The organism is Candidatus Allofournierella excrementavium, from assembly GCF_048526665.1.
Taxonomy (GTDB): Bacteria; Bacillota; Clostridia; order Oscillospirales; family Ruminococcaceae; genus Allofournierella_A; species Allofournierella_A excrementavium.
Window position 1 is genome coordinate 139969 of sequence record NZ_DBGFPE010000035.1, and the last position, 17884, is coordinate 157852.

Below are 17884 nucleotides of genomic sequence, written 5' to 3' on the forward strand. Positions count from 1 at the left end.
GCAGGCTACCGGACGGCGCACTATTTCTGTTTCATTATATCCTGTTTTCCCGCAAAGAGCAAGGGAACTTGCAAAATCCGCGCCGTATTTTGTCAATTCGGCCACCCTCTCCGCCGCCACAGTCTTTGTTCCGTCATAATTCCGTGGTATAATATGGTATAATAAAGAAACCACACGTGGCCCCCGGGCCGGAAAGGACGCTGGGATGACAAAAGGTCTTGTGCTGGCCGGCGGCGGCGCCAAGGGCAGCTATCAGGTGGGGGTCTACAAGGCCCTGGACGAGCTGGACTGGCGCCCCGGCGTGATTGCGGGCACCTCGGTGGGGTGCCTGAACGGGGCGCTCTTCGCCCTGGACGACTGGGAACTGGCCCAGGAGATGTGGCTGACCATCGGCGACGGGCAGGTGATGGAGCCGGCCCCGGATGGCCGCCCCGCCGACTGGGGCGACTTTTTGCAGGCGGCGGTGGAGCACGGCGGCATGGACGTGACCCCGCTGGAGGCCACCGTGCGCCGGGTGGTGGACGAAAAGGCCCTGCGGGCGGCGCCGGTGCGCTACGGCCTTGTGACGGTGCAGAAAAACACCCTGCGGCCCCTGAAGCTGACGCTGGAAGAGATACCCGAAGGCCGCCTTGCGGACTACATGCTGGCCTCGGCGGCCTGCTTCCCGGCCTTTCAGGCCCGCACCATCGACGGGGAGGAATACATCGACGGCGGCTGGTCCGACAACATGCCCCTGGGTCTCGCGGCCCGGATGGGCGCGGAGGAGCTGCTGGCGGTGGACGTGGACGGCGTGGGCGTGACCCTGCCCAACCTCACCGGCCTGCCCACCACCTGCGTGCGCAGCTACTGGGACCTGGGGCCCATCCTGCGCTTTGAGCCCGCCACGGCGAAGCGGAACATCGCCCTGGGCTATCAGGACTGCTACCGGGCCTTCGGCCGCCTTGCGGGCACCGCCTACGCCCTGCGGGCGGGGGAGGACAAAAAGCTGGCCGAGCGGTTCGTGCGGCCCTATGCGCGGCTGCTGCGCTCGGCCATCAGCCGCAGCCCCTCGCTGGCGCTGACCGAGGGCGCGGCGCTGCGCCCCATGGAGCGCTGGTGCGCCACCGAGCAGGCCCGGGCGCTGGCCCCGCTGGAGCGGGCGGCCGAGCTGGCCGGGGTGGACCCGGTGGGCATTTACACCGCGGACGAGCTGTGCGAGGCTTTTTTGCAAAAGAGCGACGGCGAGGCGGCCGCCCGCTTCTACCCGCTGCTGCGGCAGGAGGCGGGCTGGCGCCCGATGGAGGCGGCGGTGTCCGCCGCGGTGCCGGGCGAGTTTTTGACAGCGCTGGTGCGCTTTGTTCTCACCGAGCAGTAAGGCCGTTTTTCACAGGGCCTTCGTTGGAAAGGGGGAGCATCCATGCAGATGTATCAGGGCGCGACGGCGTCGCCGGGTCTGGTGATGGGACCCGTGCGGCGGCTGCAGCACAGCGGGCCGGGCCTGGAACGGGTGGTGCAGACCCCCGGCCGGGAACAGGCCCTGCTGAACGCGGCGGTGGTGCTGGCGAAGGACGAGCTTCGCCTTCTGGAAGAGGCCGCCGTGGGCACCGACAAGGACATCTTTCTGTTCCAGCAGGTGATGCTGGACGACCCCGGCCTCAACCGGGAGATCGCCTCCTACATCGCCGCCGGCGCGGGGGCGGCCCCCGCGGTGGAGCGGGCGGCCCAGCTGTACGCCGGGCGCATCGAGGCCGCCGACGACGACTACATACGCCAGCGGGCGATGGACGTGCTGGACGCCTGCCGCCGGGTGGTGAACATCCTGGACGGGCGGCCCCGCACCCCCCTGCGGCTGGAAACGCCCTCCATCCTGGTGAGCGAATACATCTATCCCAGCGACATCGTCTCCATCGGGCGGGGCATGCTGCTGGGGGTGGCCTGCGCCGAGGGCAGCGAACAGAGCCACGCCTCCATCATCGCCCGCACCATGGGCATCCCCGCGGTGGTGCAGCTGGGGGCGGGCTTTTTGAGCCAGAACTGCGCCGCCGGCGCGGTGCTGGACGCGGACAACGGCCGCCTCATCCTGGAGCCGGACGAGGCCGTGCGCAAGGACGCCCAGCGGCGCATCGTGGGCGCTTCCATCCTGAAAAAACGGCTGGCGGCCCTGGGCGCGGCGGGGCCCTGCCGCACCAAGGACGGCGCCCATGTGGCCCTGATGGCCAGCTGCTCCGGCCCCGAGGACGTGGAGCTGGCCATGCAGGCGGGCGCGGAGGGCGTGGGCCTTTTGCGCAGCGAGTTCTCCATCATGGCGGGGCGCATCCCCAGCGAGGAGGAGCAGTATTATTTCTACCTCAGCTGCCTGCAGGCCGCGGGCGGCAAGCCGGTGACGGTGCGCACCTTCGACATCGGCGCGGACAAGAGCGTGCCCGGCCTCACCGAGGCTTCCCCCAACCCCGCCCTGGGCATGCGGGGCCTGCGGATGAGCCTTGCCCACCCCCAGATGTTCGAAGAGCAGCTGTGCGCGCTGCTGCGGGCGGGGGCCCGGGGGCCGCTGCGGGTGGCCATCCCCATGGTCTCCTGCCCGGAGGACTGGCAGCGGGCCATGCATCATGTGGAAAAGGCCCGCCGCACCCTGCGCCGCCGGGGCGTCGTGTTCAACGATGAGATGGAGTTCGGCTGCATGGTGGAGACCCCCAGCGCCGCCCTGCTGGCGGGGGACATCCTGGCCGCCGGGTGCCGTTTTCTGGTGGTGGGCACCAACGACCTGGTGCAGTACACCTACGCCGCCGACCGGCTGGACGGCCGCTTCTCCGACTTTTTCAGCGCCCGCAGCCCGGCGGTGCACCGGCTGGTGGGCATGGTCCTCGAGGCGGCGGCCGGCACGGGCGCGCCGGTGTGCATCTGCGGGGTGCACGCGGGCAGCCCCAATCAGGTGGTGCGCTATGCCCGGCAGGGCGTGCGCTGCTTTTCCACCGAGGCGGCCAGCCTGCTGCAGGTGAAGGCCCGCCTGCTGGAGGAGGACCTGACCGCCCCCGAAACGGACTGACCCCACCCGTCAAACCTTCCGGTCCCGGCACATTCCGTGCCGGGACCTTTTTTGCGTTCTATCGTGCGCGAACGTGCGCGATTTTTGACAGATTTCGCGTTTAAAAGGAGAAATTTGCCCTCATTTCGGGAGAAATCAGTCAAAACTATGCACAGTGACCAAAATACGCCGCCAAATTTGTGCGCTCTTGTGAATGAATTTGCTTGATTTTGATTATTTGCCGTGGTATAGTGAAGGCAGAAGAAAGGAAGTGAGGGGAATGCTGGCAGAAGAGCGGTTCGCGGCCATCCAGGAGCTGCTGCACAAAAAGCGGGCGGCCACCGTCACCGAGCTGGCCCAGGCGCTGGACGCATCCGAGTCCACCATCCGGCGGGATCTGATACTCCTGGCCGGGCAGGGCAAACTAAACAAAGTGCACGGCGGCGCGGTGGCCCGGGAAGAGGCCTTCGACTCCGGCGAAGCGGCCATGAGCGCCAAGGAGCAGCTGAACGTGGCCGAAAAGCAGGCCATCGCCCGCTATGCGGCAAAGCAGATCCAGCCGGACGACGTGGTCTTTCTGGACGCGGGCAGCACCACTCTGATGATGCTGGACTTCCTGCAGCCGGGGGGCGCGGTGATCGTGACGAGCGGCGTGATGCACGCCCAGAAGCTGGTGCAGAAGGGCTTCAAGGCCTATGTGCTGGGGGGCATGCTCAAGCCGGGCACCGAGGCCATCGTGGGCGCCGCGGCGGTGCAGGGCCTTTCCCGCTACAACTTCACCAAAGCCTTCCTTGGGGTGAACGGCATCGCCCTGAGCCAGGGCTACACCACCCCCGACCCGGAGGAGGCGCTGGTGAAATCCACCGCCATGGACCAGGCCTATGTGAGCTACATCCTGGCGGACGCTTCCAAGTTCGGCCGCGTCTCGGCGGTGACGGTGGCCCCCCTTGAGCGGGGCTGCATCATCACCGACCGCCTGCCGGACAAAGTTTACGCAAAACATGCCATCATCAAGGAGGTCGAACCTGACCAATGATCTACACCGTGACCTTCAACCCCGCGCTGGACTATGTGGTGCGCCTGCCGGCCTTTGAGCCGGGGGCGGTGAATCGCACCGAGAGCGAGGACATCCAGCTGGGCGGCAAGGGCATCAACGTCTCCTGCGTGCTGGGCCAGCTGGGCTTCAAGAGCGTGGCCCTGGGCTTCGTGGCGGGCTTCACCGGCGAGGCCGTGGAGGCGGGGCTGGCCCGCCGGGGGGTGAGCGCCGATTTCATCCGCCTGCCCGAGGGGCTGACCCGCATCAACGTGAAGATCAAGGCCTCTGTTGAGACCGAGATCAACGGCCGGGGCCCGGCCATCCCCGCCGGGGCGCTGGAAGAGCTGTTCCGGAAACTGGAGCGCCTCGCCGCCGGCGACGTGCTGGTGCTGGCGGGCAGCATCCCCGCCAGCCTGCCCAGCGACATCTACCAGCGCATCCTGGCGCGGCTGGCCCCGAAAGGGGTGCTCTGCGCGGTGGACGCCACCGGCGAACTGCTGGTGAAGGTGCTGCCCTACCGCCCGTTCCTCATCAAGCCCAACAACCACGAGCTGGGCGAGATCTTCGGCCGCACCCTTTCCACCGACGAGGAGATCGTGGAGTGCGCCCGCCTTTTGCAGCAGAAGGGCGCGCGCAACGTGCTGGTGAGCATGGCGGGCGACGGCGCGCTGCTGCTGGACGAGGGCGGCAATGTGCACCGGCTGGAAGCCTTCAAGGGTAAGGTGAAGAACTCGGTGGGCGCGGGCGATTCCATGGTGGCCGGCTTCGTGGCCGGCTGGCTGGAAAAGGGCGACTACGCCTGGGCGCTGCGCCTGGGCTCCGCCTGCGGCAGCGCCACCGCCTTCTCCGACACCCTTGCCACCCGGACCGAGATCGAGTCCCTTTTGCAGCGCTGAGGCGGCGGGGGCAGCCCCCGATCCTCTGGCGCACTTCACCCCGCGCCGGGTCTTTCCGGCGCAATTCCATCGCTGACCCAAAGCGGGCAGAGCCTTAGCTTTTAGAATAGAGAGAGGAAGGAACAACATGCGCATCACAGACCTGTTGAAACCCCAGAGCATTCTGCTGGGCGGTCAGACCGCCGACAAGGCGGGCGCCATCGACACCCTGATCGACCTGCAGGCCGCCGGCGGCCACCTGGCGGACAAAGCCGCCTACAAGGAGGCCATCCTGGCCCGCGAGGCCCAGAGCAGCACCGCCATCGAGGCGGGCATCGCCGTGCCTCACGCCAAGAGCGACGCTGTTTCGAACCCCGGCCTCGCGGCCATGACCCTTTCCCAGGGCGTGGACTACGGCGCCATGGACAAACAGCCCAGCGACCTGTTCTTCATGATCGCCGCCCCCCTGGACGGCAACCTCCATCTGGAGATCCTCAGCCGCCTGATGGTGCTGCTGATGGACCCGGAGTTCACCTCCGGCCTGCGTGCCGCCAAGACCGCCGAGGAATTTCTGGCGGTGATCGACAAGGCCGAGGCCGCCAAGTACGGCGAGACCGGCGTGCCCGGCGTTGAGTCGGTGGACACCGCCGAGGAGGCCGCCGCCAAGGCCGCCAGGAACGCGGGCGGCGAGTACCGGGTGCTGGCGGTCACCGCCTGCCCCACCGGCATCGCCCACACCTACATGGCCGCCGAGGCCCTGGAGAAGGCCGGCAAGGCCCTGAACATCACCGTGAAGGTGGAGACCAACGGCTCCGGCGGCGTGAAGAACGCCCTGACCGCCGAGGAGATCGCCGCGGCCGACGGCATCATCGTGGCCGCCGACAAGAACGTGGAGACCGCCCGCTTCGACGGCAAGCCCGTCATCTTCGTGCCGGTGAGCGACGGCATCCACAAGGCCGAGGAACTGGTGAAGAAGGCGGCGGAGGGCTCCGCTCCCGTCTACCATCACCAGGGCGGCGCCGAGACCGTGGAGACTGCCTCCGCCGTGAAGGAATCCCTGGGCCGCAAGACCTACAAGGACCTGATGAACGGCGTTTCCCACATGCTGCCCTTCGTCATCGGCGGCGGCATCCTCATCGCCCTGGCCTTCCTGCTGGACGACTTTGACCCCAACAACGCTGCCAACTTCGGCATGGGCACCCCCATCGCCGCCTTCTTCAAGACCATCGGCGGCGTGGCCTTCAACTTCATGCTGCCCATCCTGGCGGGCTACATCGCCATGAGCATCGCCGACCGTCCGGGTCTGGTGGTGGGCTTCGTGGGCGGCAGCATGGCCGCGGCGGGCACCAGCTTCGCCACCATCGCCGGCACCGCCGACCCCGTTTCCTCCGGTTTCCTGGGCGCGCTGCTGGCGGGCTTTGTGGGCGGCTACTTCATGCTGGCCTTTGAAAAGCTGTGCGAAAAGCTGCCCCGCAGCCTGGAGGGCATCAAACCCATCCTGCTCTACCCCGTGGTGGGCGTTCTCTTCATGGGCCTGTTCATGTGTGCCTTCGGCCCCATCGTCGGCGCGCTGAACACCGGCCTGACCAGCTTCCTTTCCAGCCTGGGCGGCACCAGCAAGATCCTGCTGGGCGCTGTGCTGGGCGGCATGATGAGCATCGACATGGGCGGCCCCTTCAACAAGGCCGCTTACGTCACCGGCACCGGCGCCATCGCCACCGCCCTTGCGGCGGGCGCGGGCCAGGGCGCCATCGAGTACCAGATGATGGCCAGCGTCATGGTGGGCGGCATGGTGCCCCCCATCGCCATCGCCCTGTGCACCACCTTCTTCAAGAAGAAGTTCACCGCCGACGAGCGCAAGTCCGGCGTGGTGAACTACATCATGGGCCTGTGCTTCATCTCTGAGGGCGCCATTCCCTTCGCCGCCGCCGACCCCCTGCGCGTCATCCCCAGCTGCGTTGTTGGCAGCGCGGTGGCCGGCGCTCTGTCCATGGTCTTCGACTGCGGCCTGATGGCTCCCCACGGCGGCATCTTCGTCTTCCCCGTGGTCACCAACGTGCTGGGCTACGTTATCAGCCTGGTGGCGGGCAGCGTCGTGGGCATGGCCCTGCTGGCGGTGCTGAAGAAGAACAAGGAAGCCTGAACCCTTTGAACCCTGCGGGGGGCCCAAGCGCCCCCCGTCTTTATCAAAACAGACAAAGGAGAAGAAAAAGATGGTCTCGACTAAAACCGTTATCCGCAACCCCATGGGCATGCATATGCGCCCCGCCGGCATGTTTGCCAACGCCATGATGAAGTTCGACAGCGACGTGAATCTGGTGGCGAACGGCAAGACCGTGAACGCCAAGAGCATCATGAACCTCATCGCCGCCTGCATCAAGTGCGGCACCGAGGTGGAAGTGCAGTGCAGTGGCCCCGACGAGGAGGCCGCCCTGCTGGAGGCCGTGCGCCTGATCGAAAACGGCCTGGGCGAGTAACCACAAAAAAGGGAAGGAGAGGTTCGACATGCTGAAGGGAACGGGCGTTTGCGCGGGCGTGGGCCTGGGCACGGCTCTGGTGGTGCAGACCCAGGAGCTGGACTGGTCCGGCGTGCAGTACGCCGGAGCCGAACAGGAAAAGGCGCGCCTTGCCGCGGCGGCCAAATCGGTGAGCGACACGCTGGCCGCCATGGCCCAGGCCATGACCAGCCAGGTGGGCGAGCACGCGGCGGAGATCCTCTCCGGCCAGATCATGATGCTGGCCGACCCCTTCATGATCGGCCAGATGAACGAGCAGATCGAGGGCGGCGCGGTGGCCGAGGCTGCGGTGGACGCGGTGTGCGGCAGCTTCATCGCCATGTTCAGTGCGGTGGAGGACGAACTGACCCGCCAGCGGGCCACCGACGTGGCCGACCTGCGGGACCGGCTGCTCAAGACCCTGCTGGGCCGTGAGGACCAGGACCTGGCCGCCGCGCCCGCGGGCACGGTGATCGTGGCCCACGACCTGACCCCCAGCATGACGGTGGGCCTCAAACGGGAGAACATTGCCGGCATCATCACCGAAACGGGGGGCGCCACCAGCCACTCGGCCATCCTGGCCCGGGCACTGGAGATCCCCGCGGTGCTCAGCGTGCCCGGGGCGCTGGAGGCCATCGCCCCCGGCGCGAAGATCGCCATGGACGGCGAGCTGGGCCACGTCTATGTGGACCCGGACGAGCGCACGGTGAAGGACTACGAAGCCCGGCGGGAGGCCTTTGAGGCCCGGCGCGCGGTGCTGAAGGAGTATCTGGGCAAGCCCACCGTCACCGCCGACGGCCGCCCGGTGGCGCTCTACGCCAACATCGGCCGCCCGGAAGACGCGGCCCCCGCCCTGGAAAAGGGCGCGGAGGGCATCGGCCTGTTCCGCACCGAGTTCCTCTTCATGGACCGGGACGCGGCCCCCACCGAGGAAGAGCAGCTGGCGGCCTACCGGCAGGTGGCGGCCCAGTTCGCGGGGGGCGAGGTCATCATCCGCACCCTGGACGTGGGCGGCGACAAGGACGTGCCGTATCTGGGCATGGACAAGGAAGAGAACCCCTTCCTGGGGCACCGGGCCATCCGCTACTGCCTGGATAACCCGGAGCTTTATATGACCCAGCTGCGGGCCCTTTTGCGGGCGGGCGCGGAAAAGCACAACGTGCGCATCATGCTGCCGCTGGTCACCGGCGTGGAGGAACTGCGGGCGGCCAAGGCCCTGCTGGAAAAGGCCAAGGCCGAGCTTGCCGCCGAGGGCAAGCCCTTTGACGCGGACATCAAGGTGGGCGTGATGATCGAGACCCCCGCCGCCGCCCTGGTGGCGGACCTGCTGGCCCAGGAGGCGGACTTCTTTTCCATCGGCACCAACGACCTGACCCAGTACACCCTGGCGGTGGACCGGGGCAACGCCAAGGTGGCGAAGCTCTACACCGTGTTCCACCCAGCGGTGCTGCGCAGCATCAAGAGCGTGATCGCCGCGGCCAAGGCGGCCGGCATCCCGGTGGGCATGTGCGGCGAGGCCGCCGCCGACCCGGCGCTGCTGCCGCTGCTGCTGGCCTGGGGCCTGGACGAGTTCAGCGTGAGCGCCAGCTCCATCCTGGCCACCAAGCGGTCCATCAGCCTGTGGAGCGCCGCCGACGCGGCCTTCGCGGAGAAAGAGGCCATGAAGCTCAGCGCCGCCGAGAGCATCCTCGGCTGCCTGGGCTCGATGAAAAAGGAATAAACCAAAACAAAAAGCGCTCCCCCGGCCGGGGGAGCGCTTTTCTGCTTTTTTCAGGCGCGGTCGAAGTTTTCCGAGGCGAAGGCCTCCAGCTGCCGGCGCATCTCCGGGCCGTATTCCGCCTCAAACGCCGCCAGCACCCGGGCGGCGAGGGCCTCGCCCGGCCGGCCGAACACGCCGGCGGCGGTCTCGGCGAAGGCGTAGAAGGTGTGGGCGCAGTGGTAGTCGAAGCCCTTGACGTACTCGGTGCGGCGCTGCACCACCGTGTCCGGGCCGAAGCCCGCGTCCCGGATGCAGAACACGCACCGGTCGGCGCAGTGCTGGGTCTCCACGGTGTAGAACTGCAGCGAGCTGCTGAAGGCCCGGGCGATGGCCTCGTCCAGATGGCGGCAGTAGAGCCGGCCCGCCTCCAGGGCGTTCTGCTGGGTGAAGGCGGTGAACCACACGCAGGGGTACACCTCATAGACATAGTCCGGCGCGGTGCTGCGCAGGTGGGACACACACTCCTCGCCGCCGGCCAGGGTCTCTTCTGAGGGCGCCCACTCGCAGTAGGCGCAGTAGGAGGCGTAGTTCAGTTCCTGGCCGTCCCGCACGGCCCGCTGGGCCATCCGCTCGCCCCGCTGGCGGGCGTAGTGCTTGACGGCCAGCACGAAGGCCCGCTGCCCCCGCTCGCCGAAGGCCTCGTTCAGTTCCTTGTACCACGCGGCGATGAGAAACACCTGCGTTTTTTCGGTAAAACCCATCCTGCTCCTCCTTTTGGATACACAGACGCCGCCCCCGGCAGGGGGCGGCGGACTGCTCTGTTTTTTTATCGCTTCGAGCCCAGGAAGAAGAGCGCCACGGTGCCGGGGCCGGAGTGAGCGCCGATGACCGGGCCGATGGTGCCGATGTGCACTTCCTTCGCTCCCAGTTCCTTGCAGCGGTCGGCCACATACTGGCAGTCCTCGGGGCAGTCGCCGTGGCTGACGAACACCACCTGCTCGGCGGGGGGCACGTCGCTGGAAGCGAAGTGCTTCACCAGACCGTCCAGGCTGGCGCGGCGGCCGCGCACCTTCTCCATGGCGATGAGGTGGCCGTCGTCGTCCACATGCAGCACCGGCTTGATGCCCAGCAGGGTGCCCACCACAGCGGCGCCGCCGCCCAGGCGGCCGCCGCGCTTCAAGAACATCAGGTCGTCCACCGTGAACCAGGCGCACACCCGCATCTTGTTGGCCTCGAACCAATCGGCCACTTCCGCGAGGCTCTTGCCCTCGTTCTTCAGGGTGGCGGCGTAGTAGACCGCCAGGCCCTCGCCCATGCTGGCCTGCAGGGTGTCGATCACCCGCACGGTGCGCTCAGGATACTTTTCCGCCAGCTCCTCCGCCGCGAGGCAGGCGGAGTGGTAGGTGCCGGACAGGCCGCTGGAGAAGGCCAGATACAGGATGTCCTTGCCCGCTTCCAGCACGGGGGAGAAGGCCTCCTCGAAGGTGGTCTGGTTGATCTGGCTGGTGGTGCTCATGCCGCCGGCGCGCAGCGCGTCGTAAAAGGCATGGGGGTCCAGCTCCCGGTTGTCGGGGTAGTTGTTGTATTCCTTGCCGTCAAGGGAAAAAAGCATGGGCAGCACTTCCACGCCCAGCTGCTGCACGAGCTCCGCCGTCAGATCGGCGGTGGACTCGGTGAACAATACGTATTCAGCCATTTTGACACACTCCTCTTTTTTTGGCTTCTTTGGAAATTGTACCACATTCGGGCCTGCTTTGAAAAGGCCCGCCGTTGTTTTTTTAACGGGCCGCCGCGGCAAAAAAGCCGCCTCTTGGGCGGCTTTTTCTCATTTGGGCGCCAGCTTGTCGCGGCGGCGGTGCAGCCAGTCCACGATGCGCTGCTCGCCCCGGATGCACGCAAGGCCCAGCGTGCCGGTGACCGCCCCCAGCACCAGGGGCAGCACGATGTTGCCCTCGAAGAGGCTGTCGCCCGCCACGGTGCTGGCCAGCAGGGCGGGGAAGCGGGCCAGGGTGCAGATGAACAGGAACTCCCGGGGCTTCAGGGGCAGGAAGGGCCCGATGTAGGTGAGCAGGTCCTTGGGCATGCCCGGCAGGAAAAAGAGTAAGTACAGGGCGCTGCGGACCCGCTTTTCGTCCTGCAGAAAGCGGTATTTGTGCAGCACCGCCGGGTCCACGGCTTTGGCCCCCAGGGCCCGCACGAAGTAATAGATCAGGGTGCTGCCGAGGAGGATGCCCACAAGGCAGAGGGCAAGCCCGCCCACCGGGCCGTAGAGCGCGCCGGCCATGATCTGCACCGGCTCGCCGGGCACCACGGCCACCACGATCTGGAACACCTCCAGCGCCAGGAACACCAGCATGCCCCACACCCCGTGGGAGCGCACCCACTCCACAAACTCGTCCCGGGCGGTCTGGCTGGTGATGAGGGCCCAGATCTCGTGGCGGAAGGCCACCGCCGCCGCGGCGCACCCGGCGCACAGCAGCACCAGCACCGCCGCCGAGGCAAGCTGTTTTTTGCTTTTGTTCATAGGCTCCTCCCAAAGAGTGCGGCCCGGCGCCCCAAAGGCGCCGGGCCGGCGGATGCGGTCAGCCGGCACTGCCGGAGGTGACGGCGCTGTTGCCCATGCCCTCGCTGGCGGCAAGGCTGCCGCTGCCGGACATGCCGGTGGAGGCGGAGCTGTCCATGCCGTCCTCCATGCTGCCGGACATGCCGCTTTCCATGGACGAGCCGCCCGAGGCGCTGCTGCTCATGGAAGGGGTGGGGGTGGGTTTTGCGCTGGAGGCGGGCTTGTCGCCGCCCCAGCAGCCGGCGAGGCTCAGCGTCAGGGCCAGAGCCGCCGCCACGGTCACGATGCGTTTCATAAACGATGCTCCTTTGCAGAACGATGTGTGGTATAAAACCACCCGTAGTGTTCCACAAAAGGCGCGCGGCTATGCGCCGCGAAGTCTCATTCCAGCTGGCCCGCCAGGGTCATCACCGCGGCAAGGCCCGCCACCGGGGCGGTCTCGCAGCGCAAAATGCGGGGCCCAAGGCCCACCGGCACCGCGCCGGCGGCGGTGAGGGCCGCCGCCTCCTCGGGGGAAAAGCCCCCCTCGGCCCCGGTGATGAGGGCGATGCGCTTTTGGTCCTTCACCAGCGTGCGCAGGCTCTCGCCGCCGCCCTCGTAGAAAAAGAGCACCAGGTCGAACTGGTCAAAGCGGGCGGGCAGGTCCTTGACGTCCAGGGGCAGCTCCACCGCGGGCACGAGGCCCCGGCCCGCCTGTTTTGCCGCCTCGGCGGCGATGCGGGCGTAGCGGGCGTTCTTCTGCTCCTCTTTTTTGGGGGCGGCCACGCAGAAGCGGCTGAAGAAGGGCACCACGCGCACCGCGCCCAGCTCCACCGCCTTCTGGACGATGAACTCCAGCTTATCCTGCTTGGGATAGCCGGCGAAGAGGGTCACCTCCACCGAGGGCTCGGCGGCGGTGGGGCGCTTTTCCAGCAGGGCGAACTCCACCCGGTCGGGGGTCACGGAGGTGACGGCGGCGGTGTAGTCAAAGCCCGCCCCGTCGCACAGAATCACCGCGTCGCCGGGTTTGGCCCGCATCACCTTTCCCAGGTGATGGGCGTCCGGGCCGGTGAGGGCGGCGGTGGCGCCATCGATTTCCGAAGCAAAATAGCGGTGGGGCATTTTTCACACCCCGCCCTTGCAGAGGATGGCCACCCAGCCGCCCTGGCGGCGCACCTCGGCCACCTTGAGGCCCGCGGCGGCAAGCCCGGCGCACACTTCCTCTTCCCGCGCGTCGATGATGCCGCTGGCGATGAAGGTGCCGCCTTTCGCCAGCAGGGCGGGCACGCAGGGGGCCAGATGCAGGATGGCGTTGGCCACGATGTTGGCGGTGATGATGTCGTATTTGCCGGTGGCCTTGTCGGACAGATCGCCCACCAGCACCTTCAGCTTGCCGTCCACGCCGTTCAGCTGGGCGTTCTCGCCGGCGGTGCGCACGCACATGGGGTCGATGTCCACGCCCTCGGCCCCGGCCGCCCCCAGCTTGAGGGCCGCGATGGCCAGGATGCCGCTGCCGGTGCCGATGTCCAGCACCCGCTCGCCGCCCTTGACCAGTTCGTCCAGCGCGGCAAGGCACAGGGCGGTGGTCTCATGGGTGCCGGTGCCGAAGGCCATGCCCGGGTCCAGCCGGATGACGATGCGGTCGGTGGGGTATTCCTCCCAGCTGGGCACGATGGCCAGCCGCTGGCCGATGGGCAGGGCGTGGTAATAGGCCTTCCAGGCGGTCTCCCAGTCCTGCTGCTCCACGCCGTCCGCGGCGAGGGAGTAGTCCAGCTCGGCGGCTTCCAGCCGGCCCCGCAGCAGGTCCAGCACCTCGGCGGGGTTCTCGTCGGGGGAGAGATACAGATGCACCGTCACGTGGGTGCGGTCCTTGTCCAGCAGGTCCTGCTCGATGAGGTCCACGTGGGCGATGCGCTCCACCTGTTCTTCCAGGTCGGAATAGTCCTCGATGTAGATGCCGCCGCCGGACACGCCGGTGGCGATGGCCTCGGCGTCCTCCGCCTGGGCTTTGGGAACGGTGATCTTGATGTCGGTCCACTGCATAAAGGGGCCCTCCTTGGGGTGGTTTCGTTTCTAATGTATTATTATAGCATCCCCTGCGGCGTTTTTGTGAAAAAAGAGAGAAGAAAAGCCCCTTTGTTCCACACAACGAGGAAAGGGGCCGGGAGTTTTCAACAAAAAGCGGCCCCCGTGTTCAAAACACGGGGGCCGGGCGAGCCGTTCAGCGCTCTGCCGGGCTTGCCGGGGCGGCAGAGGCGGCGGGCTTTCAGCCGCGCTTATACTCCTGCTCGCAGTACATGCAGCGGTAGACGCCCTTCTCGGGGTCGGTGAGCACGAACACATGGTCCAGCTCCTGCTCCACGCTGGTGATGCAGCGGGGGTTCTTGCACTTGGCAACGTTCACGATGCGCTCGGGCAGCTGCAGGTGCTTTTTCTCGATGATGTGGCCGCCGTCGATGATGTTGACGGTGATGTTGGGGTCGATGAAGCCCAGCACGTCCAGGTCGATGTCGATGCGGTCCTCGATCTTGATGATGTCCTTGCGGCCGGACTTCTTGCTGCGGGCGTTTTTGATGATGGCCACGCTGCAGTCCAGCTTGTCCAGTTCCAGCACGCGGTAGATCTCCATGCTCTTGCCGGACTCGATATGGTCGATCACAACGCCTTTTTCCAGGCTGTCAATGTTCAGCATTTACTCCACCTCCAGCATTTTCAGGATAAGGGCCATGCGCACGAAGCGCCCGAACTTCGCCTGACGGAAGTAGGCGGCGCGGGGGTCGTCGTCCACCTCCACGCTGATCTCGTTGACGCGGGGCAGGGGATGCATGACGATCATGTCCTCTTTGGCCAGCTTCATCTTCTCGTTGTCCAGGATGTAGCTGTCCCGCAGGCGGATGTAGTCCTCCTCGTTGAAGAAGCGCTCGCGCTGCACGCGGGTCATGTAGAGGATGTCCATCTTGCCGATGGCGTCCTCCAGGCGCTCCACCTCTTCGAACTCGTAGCCGCTGCGCACCAGGTCGTCGCGGATATAGTCGGGCACCTGCAGCTCCTTGGGGCTGACCAGCACGAACTTGATGTTCTCATAGCGCATCATGGCGCGGATGAGGCTGTGGACGGTGCGGCCGAACTTGAGGTCGCCGCACAGGCCCACGGTCAGGTTGTTCAGATGGCCCTTCAGCCGGTGGATGGTCAGCAGGTCGGTGAGGGTCTGGGTGGGATGCTGGTGGCCGCCGTCGCCGGCGTTGATGAGGGGGCAGTCCACCTTGGAAGCGGCCACGGTGGCAGCGCCCTCCTTGGGATGGCGCATGGCGATGATGTCGGCATAGCACTCCACGGTGCGCACGGTGTCGGCCACGCTCTCACCCTTGGCGGCAGAGCTGGAATTGGCCGAAGAAAAACCCAACACCTTGCCACCGAGACTGAGCATTGCGGATTCAAAGCTCAAACGGGTGCGGGTGCTGGGTTCAAAAAACAGTGTGGCCAGGATCTTGCCGTCACACTTGTGAGCAAAAGCCTGGGGGTCTTCGATGATTCGGTCGGCGAGAGCGAGGAGCTCGTCGATCTCCTGCGTGGTCAGATCGAGCGGACTGATCAGTTTCTTCACGAAGGGGGTCCTCCTTTGCAAATTTTTTTCATTCTACAACGGCGCGGCACAAAAAGCAAGCCCCTTTTTGAAAAAACTTTGCCCCGGCGGCGGTCCGGTCTTGTGCCGGGCGCGGCGCTGGTATAGAATAACGGCAGGACCCCCTGAAAGGAGCGGAAAAACATGGCAAAGCGCATCCGCAGCACCCCGAGAAAAGACGGCTTTCGCATGCCCGGCGAGTTCGAGCCCCAGGAGAAGATCTGGATGATCTGGCCCGAGCGGCCGGACACCTGGCGCGACGGCGCAAAGCCCGCCCAGAAGGCCTTTGTTGAAGTAGCCCGGGCCATCAGCGCCTTCGAGCCGGTGACCATGCTGGTCTCCGCCGCCCAGTACGCCAACGCCCGCAACCAGCTGCCCGACGAGGTGCGGGTGGTGGAGATGAGCACCGACGACGCCTGGTGCCGGGACTGCGGCCCCACCTTTTTGAAGAACGACAAGGGCGAGGTGCGGGGCGTCGACTGGGAGTTCAACGCCTGGGGCGGCCTTGTGGACGGGTGCTATTTCCCCTGGGCGAGCGACAACGCCGTGGCCCGCAAGATTTGCGAGATCGAGGGCATCGACAGCTACCACACCCCCGGCTTCGTGCTGGAGGGCGGCTCCATCCATGTGGACGGGGAGGGCACCCTGCTCACCACCGAGATGTGCCTGCTCAGCGCGGGGCGCAACCCCCACATGACCAAGGACGAGATCGAAGAACAGCTGAAAGAATATCTGAACGTGGACAAGGTCATCTGGCTGAAGGACGGCATCGACCCCGGCGAGACCAACGGCCATGTGGACGACGTGGCCTGCTTCGTGAAGCCGGGGGAGGTGGCCTGCATCTGGACCGACGACCCCGCCGACCCCTTCTACGCGCCGGCCCGGGCGGCCTACGAGACCCTGTGCCGGGCCACCGACGCCAAGGGCCGCCGGCTGAAGGTGCACAAGCTCTGCCTGCCCAAACAGCCGGTGCGGCTGGGGGCGGGGTTTGCCATCGACGCGGTGGAGGGCAGCCTGCCCCGCCGGGAGGGGGACGTGTGCATCGCCTCCTACGCCAACTTCCTCATCGTGAACGGCGGCGTCATCGTGCCCCAGTACGGCGACGAGAACGACCCGCTGGCGCTGGAGCAGGTGCAGGCCATGTTCCCCGAGCGGAAGGTGGTGGGCGTTTACACCCGCGAGGTGGTCTACGGCGGGGGCAACATCCACTGCATCACCCAGCAGCAGGTGAAGTGATTTTTTGCGCGCCACGCAGGGCGGCCCGGCTCCGGGCCGCCTTTTTTTGCAAAAAGGGATTGACAAACCCGTTGCGATGGAGTATCATCAGGTAGAAGTTAGCGTTGACTAACGAAACGCCCGGCCGGCTCTGCCGGCTTTTTCACGGCGGTGGAGTTAGCGCCATCTAACCACTGGTGCCGCCGCACCGTGTTCCGCTGAAGGCAGGTGAAAACATGACCTTGAACAACGCCGACACCGGCCGGGAATACATCATCCGGGCCATCGACACCGACGACGAGGAGATGGACGCCTTTCTGTTCTCGCTGGGGTGCTTTTCCGGCGAGCCCATCACCGTGGTCTCCCGCCTGAAAGGGGGCTGCGTGGTGGCCATCAAGGACGGGCGCTACACCATCGACGAACAGCTGGCCGGGGCCATCTGCGTTTGACGCAGGGGGCTTTTCCCGCGCATTTGTACGGACCGCCGCGCCCCGTGGTTAGCCTTGGCTAACCATCCGGCGTTTGCGATAGAACGCCCTGCGGGGCTTTGAGCATGACAGGAGGAACCGCTTATGAGAATCGCTCTGACCGGAAACCCCAACTCCGGCAAGACCACCATGTACAACGCCCTCACCGGGCGCAGCGAGAAGGTGGGCAACTGGGCCGGCGTTACCGTGGAAAAGAAGGAACACCCCATCAAGAAGAGCTTTTGCCCCGCCGGGGAGGAGCTGGTGGCCGTGGACCTGCCCGGCGCCTACTCCATGTCGCCCTTCACCTCGGAGGAGAGCATCACCAGCAGCTATGTGCGCCACGAGCACCCGGACGCCATCATCAACATCGTGGACGCCACCAACCTCTCCCGCAGCCTGTTCTTCACCACCCAGCTGCTGGAGCTGGGGGTGCCGGTGGTGGTGGCGCTGAACAAAAACGACATGAACGAGAAAAAGGGCACCACCATCGACGCCGCCGCCCTTTCGGCGGCGCTGGGCTGCCCGGTCATCCCCACCGTCTCCACCGCGGGCACCGGCCTGCGGGAAGTGGTGGCCGCCGCGGCGGGTCTCTACGGCAAGGGGCAGAAGGCCCCCTACACGCAGGGTGAGGTGGACCTGACCGACAAAAAGGCGGTGGAAGAGGCCGACCGGCAGCGCTTCGCCTTTGTGAACCAGCTGGTGAGCAGGGTGGAAAAGCGCCAGGTGCTCACCCGGGAAAAGGGCACCGGCGACGCCATCGACGCGGTGCTCACCAACCGCTGGCTGGGCATTCCCATCTTCGCGCTGGTGATGTTCCTGGTGTTTCAGATCTCGCAGGTCTGGGTGGGTCCGCTGATTGCGGACACGCTGGTGGCCTGGATCGAGACCTTCCAGGGCTACGTCGGCGAGGTGCTGCTGGCTGACGCCAA

18 protein-coding genes are annotated in these 17884 nt (G+C 66.4%); 10 read left to right on the top strand and 8 right to left on the bottom strand.

Annotation, left to right across the window (positions count from 1 at the left end; translation table 11 throughout):
• Window positions 1-205: 205 nt before the first annotated feature.
• From ACMI1Q_RS08905 to ptsP, 7 genes are all read left to right on the top strand, one after another.
• Window positions 206-1354 (top strand): patatin-like phospholipase family protein, encoded by a 1149-nt coding sequence (locus tag ACMI1Q_RS08905; protein WP_419503528.1) that lies wholly within the window; start codon window positions 206-208, stop codon window positions 1352-1354.
• A 42-nt stretch (window positions 1355-1396) separates the two neighbouring features.
• Complete coding sequence (locus ACMI1Q_RS08910; RefSeq protein WP_419503529.1) at window positions 1397-3022, top strand: phosphoenolpyruvate--protein phosphotransferase; 1626 nt, start codon at window positions 1397-1399, stop codon at window positions 3020-3022.
• A gap of 259 nt (window positions 3023-3281) precedes the next feature.
• The gene (locus ACMI1Q_RS08915) at window positions 3282-4037 is read left to right on the top strand and encodes a DeoR/GlpR family DNA-binding transcription regulator (protein ID WP_330055835.1); all 756 of its coding nucleotides are present in this window, start codon (window positions 3282-3284) and stop codon (window positions 4035-4037) included.
• Window positions 4034-4933 carry a 1-phosphofructokinase gene (pfkB, locus tag ACMI1Q_RS08920; RefSeq protein WP_419503530.1) on the top strand — a complete coding sequence of 300 codons (900 nt, stop codon included), beginning with the start codon at window positions 4034-4036 and terminating at the stop codon, window positions 4931-4933. The genes ACMI1Q_RS08915 and pfkB overlap by 4 nt, the downstream gene beginning before the upstream one ends.
• 127 nt (window positions 4934-5060) lie before the next feature.
• Window positions 5061-7055, top strand: coding sequence for a PTS fructose transporter subunit IIABC (locus ACMI1Q_RS08925; protein WP_419503531.1), 1995 nt, complete (start codon window positions 5061-5063; stop codon window positions 7053-7055).
• A 70-nt stretch (window positions 7056-7125) separates the two neighbouring features.
• Window positions 7126-7389 carry an HPr family phosphocarrier protein gene (locus tag ACMI1Q_RS08930; protein WP_177522792.1) on the top strand — a complete coding sequence of 88 codons (264 nt, stop codon included), beginning with the start codon at window positions 7126-7128 and terminating at the stop codon, window positions 7387-7389.
• Between the two features lie 28 nt (window positions 7390-7417).
• Window positions 7418-9127 (top strand): phosphoenolpyruvate--protein phosphotransferase, encoded by a 1710-nt coding sequence (ptsP, locus tag ACMI1Q_RS08935; RefSeq protein WP_419503532.1) that lies wholly within the window; start codon window positions 7418-7420, stop codon window positions 9125-9127.
• 50 nt (window positions 9128-9177) lie between these two features.
• Here ptsP and ACMI1Q_RS08940 read toward each other — a convergent pair whose 3' ends face one another.
• The 8 genes from ACMI1Q_RS08940 to pyrB all read right to left on the bottom strand — a co-directional run bounded on the left by ACMI1Q_RS08940 (window position 9178) and on the right by pyrB (window position 15252).
• Window positions 9178-9867: an L-2-amino-thiazoline-4-carboxylic acid hydrolase gene (locus tag ACMI1Q_RS08940; protein WP_419503533.1), complete on the bottom strand. Its 690-nt coding sequence runs from the start codon at window positions 9865-9867 to the stop codon at window positions 9178-9180.
• A 65-nt stretch (window positions 9868-9932) separates the two neighbouring features.
• The gene (locus ACMI1Q_RS08945) at window positions 9933-10802 is read right to left on the bottom strand and encodes a DegV family protein (RefSeq protein WP_419503534.1); all 870 of its coding nucleotides are present in this window, start codon (window positions 10800-10802) and stop codon (window positions 9933-9935) included.
• A gap of 129 nt (window positions 10803-10931) precedes the next feature.
• Window positions 10932-11630 carry a TVP38/TMEM64 family protein gene (locus ACMI1Q_RS08950; RefSeq protein ID WP_419503535.1) on the bottom strand — a complete coding sequence of 233 codons (699 nt, stop codon included), beginning with the start codon at window positions 11628-11630 and terminating at the stop codon, window positions 10932-10934.
• 58 nt (window positions 11631-11688) lie between these two features.
• Window positions 11689-11964, bottom strand: coding sequence for a hypothetical protein (locus ACMI1Q_RS08955; protein ID WP_419503536.1), 276 nt, complete (start codon window positions 11962-11964; stop codon window positions 11689-11691).
• Between the two features lie 86 nt (window positions 11965-12050).
• Window positions 12051-12770 carry an RsmE family RNA methyltransferase gene (locus tag ACMI1Q_RS08960; RefSeq protein WP_417026301.1) on the bottom strand — a complete coding sequence of 240 codons (720 nt, stop codon included), beginning with the start codon at window positions 12768-12770 and terminating at the stop codon, window positions 12051-12053.
• Window positions 12771-12773: 3 nt separating this feature from the next.
• Window positions 12774-13691 carry a 50S ribosomal protein L11 methyltransferase gene (gene prmA / locus ACMI1Q_RS08965; RefSeq protein WP_419503537.1) on the bottom strand — a complete coding sequence of 306 codons (918 nt, stop codon included), beginning with the start codon at window positions 13689-13691 and terminating at the stop codon, window positions 12774-12776.
• Between the two features lie 223 nt (window positions 13692-13914).
• Window positions 13915-14340, bottom strand: coding sequence for an aspartate carbamoyltransferase regulatory subunit (locus ACMI1Q_RS08970; protein WP_177522414.1), 426 nt, complete (start codon window positions 14338-14340; stop codon window positions 13915-13917).
• On the bottom strand, window positions 14341-15252 hold the full coding sequence (gene pyrB, locus ACMI1Q_RS08975) for an aspartate carbamoyltransferase (RefSeq protein ID WP_177522413.1): 912 nt from the start codon (window positions 15250-15252) through the stop codon (window positions 14341-14343).
• 162 nt (window positions 15253-15414) lie between these two features.
• On the opposite strand from pyrB, the gene aguA reads away from it, so the two are divergent.
• From aguA to ACMI1Q_RS08990, 3 genes are all read left to right on the top strand, one after another.
• Window positions 15415-16506: an agmatine deiminase gene (aguA, locus tag ACMI1Q_RS08980; RefSeq protein WP_419503538.1), complete on the top strand. Its 1092-nt coding sequence runs from the start codon at window positions 15415-15417 to the stop codon at window positions 16504-16506.
• A 215-nt stretch (window positions 16507-16721) separates the two neighbouring features.
• Window positions 16722-16934, top strand: coding sequence for a FeoA family protein (locus tag ACMI1Q_RS08985; protein ID WP_177522411.1), 213 nt, complete (start codon window positions 16722-16724; stop codon window positions 16932-16934).
• A gap of 123 nt (window positions 16935-17057) precedes the next feature.
• Window positions 17058-17884, top strand: an 827-nt coding sequence (locus ACMI1Q_RS08990; RefSeq protein WP_419503539.1) for a FeoB small GTPase domain-containing protein, incomplete at its 3' end; no start/stop codon positions are given.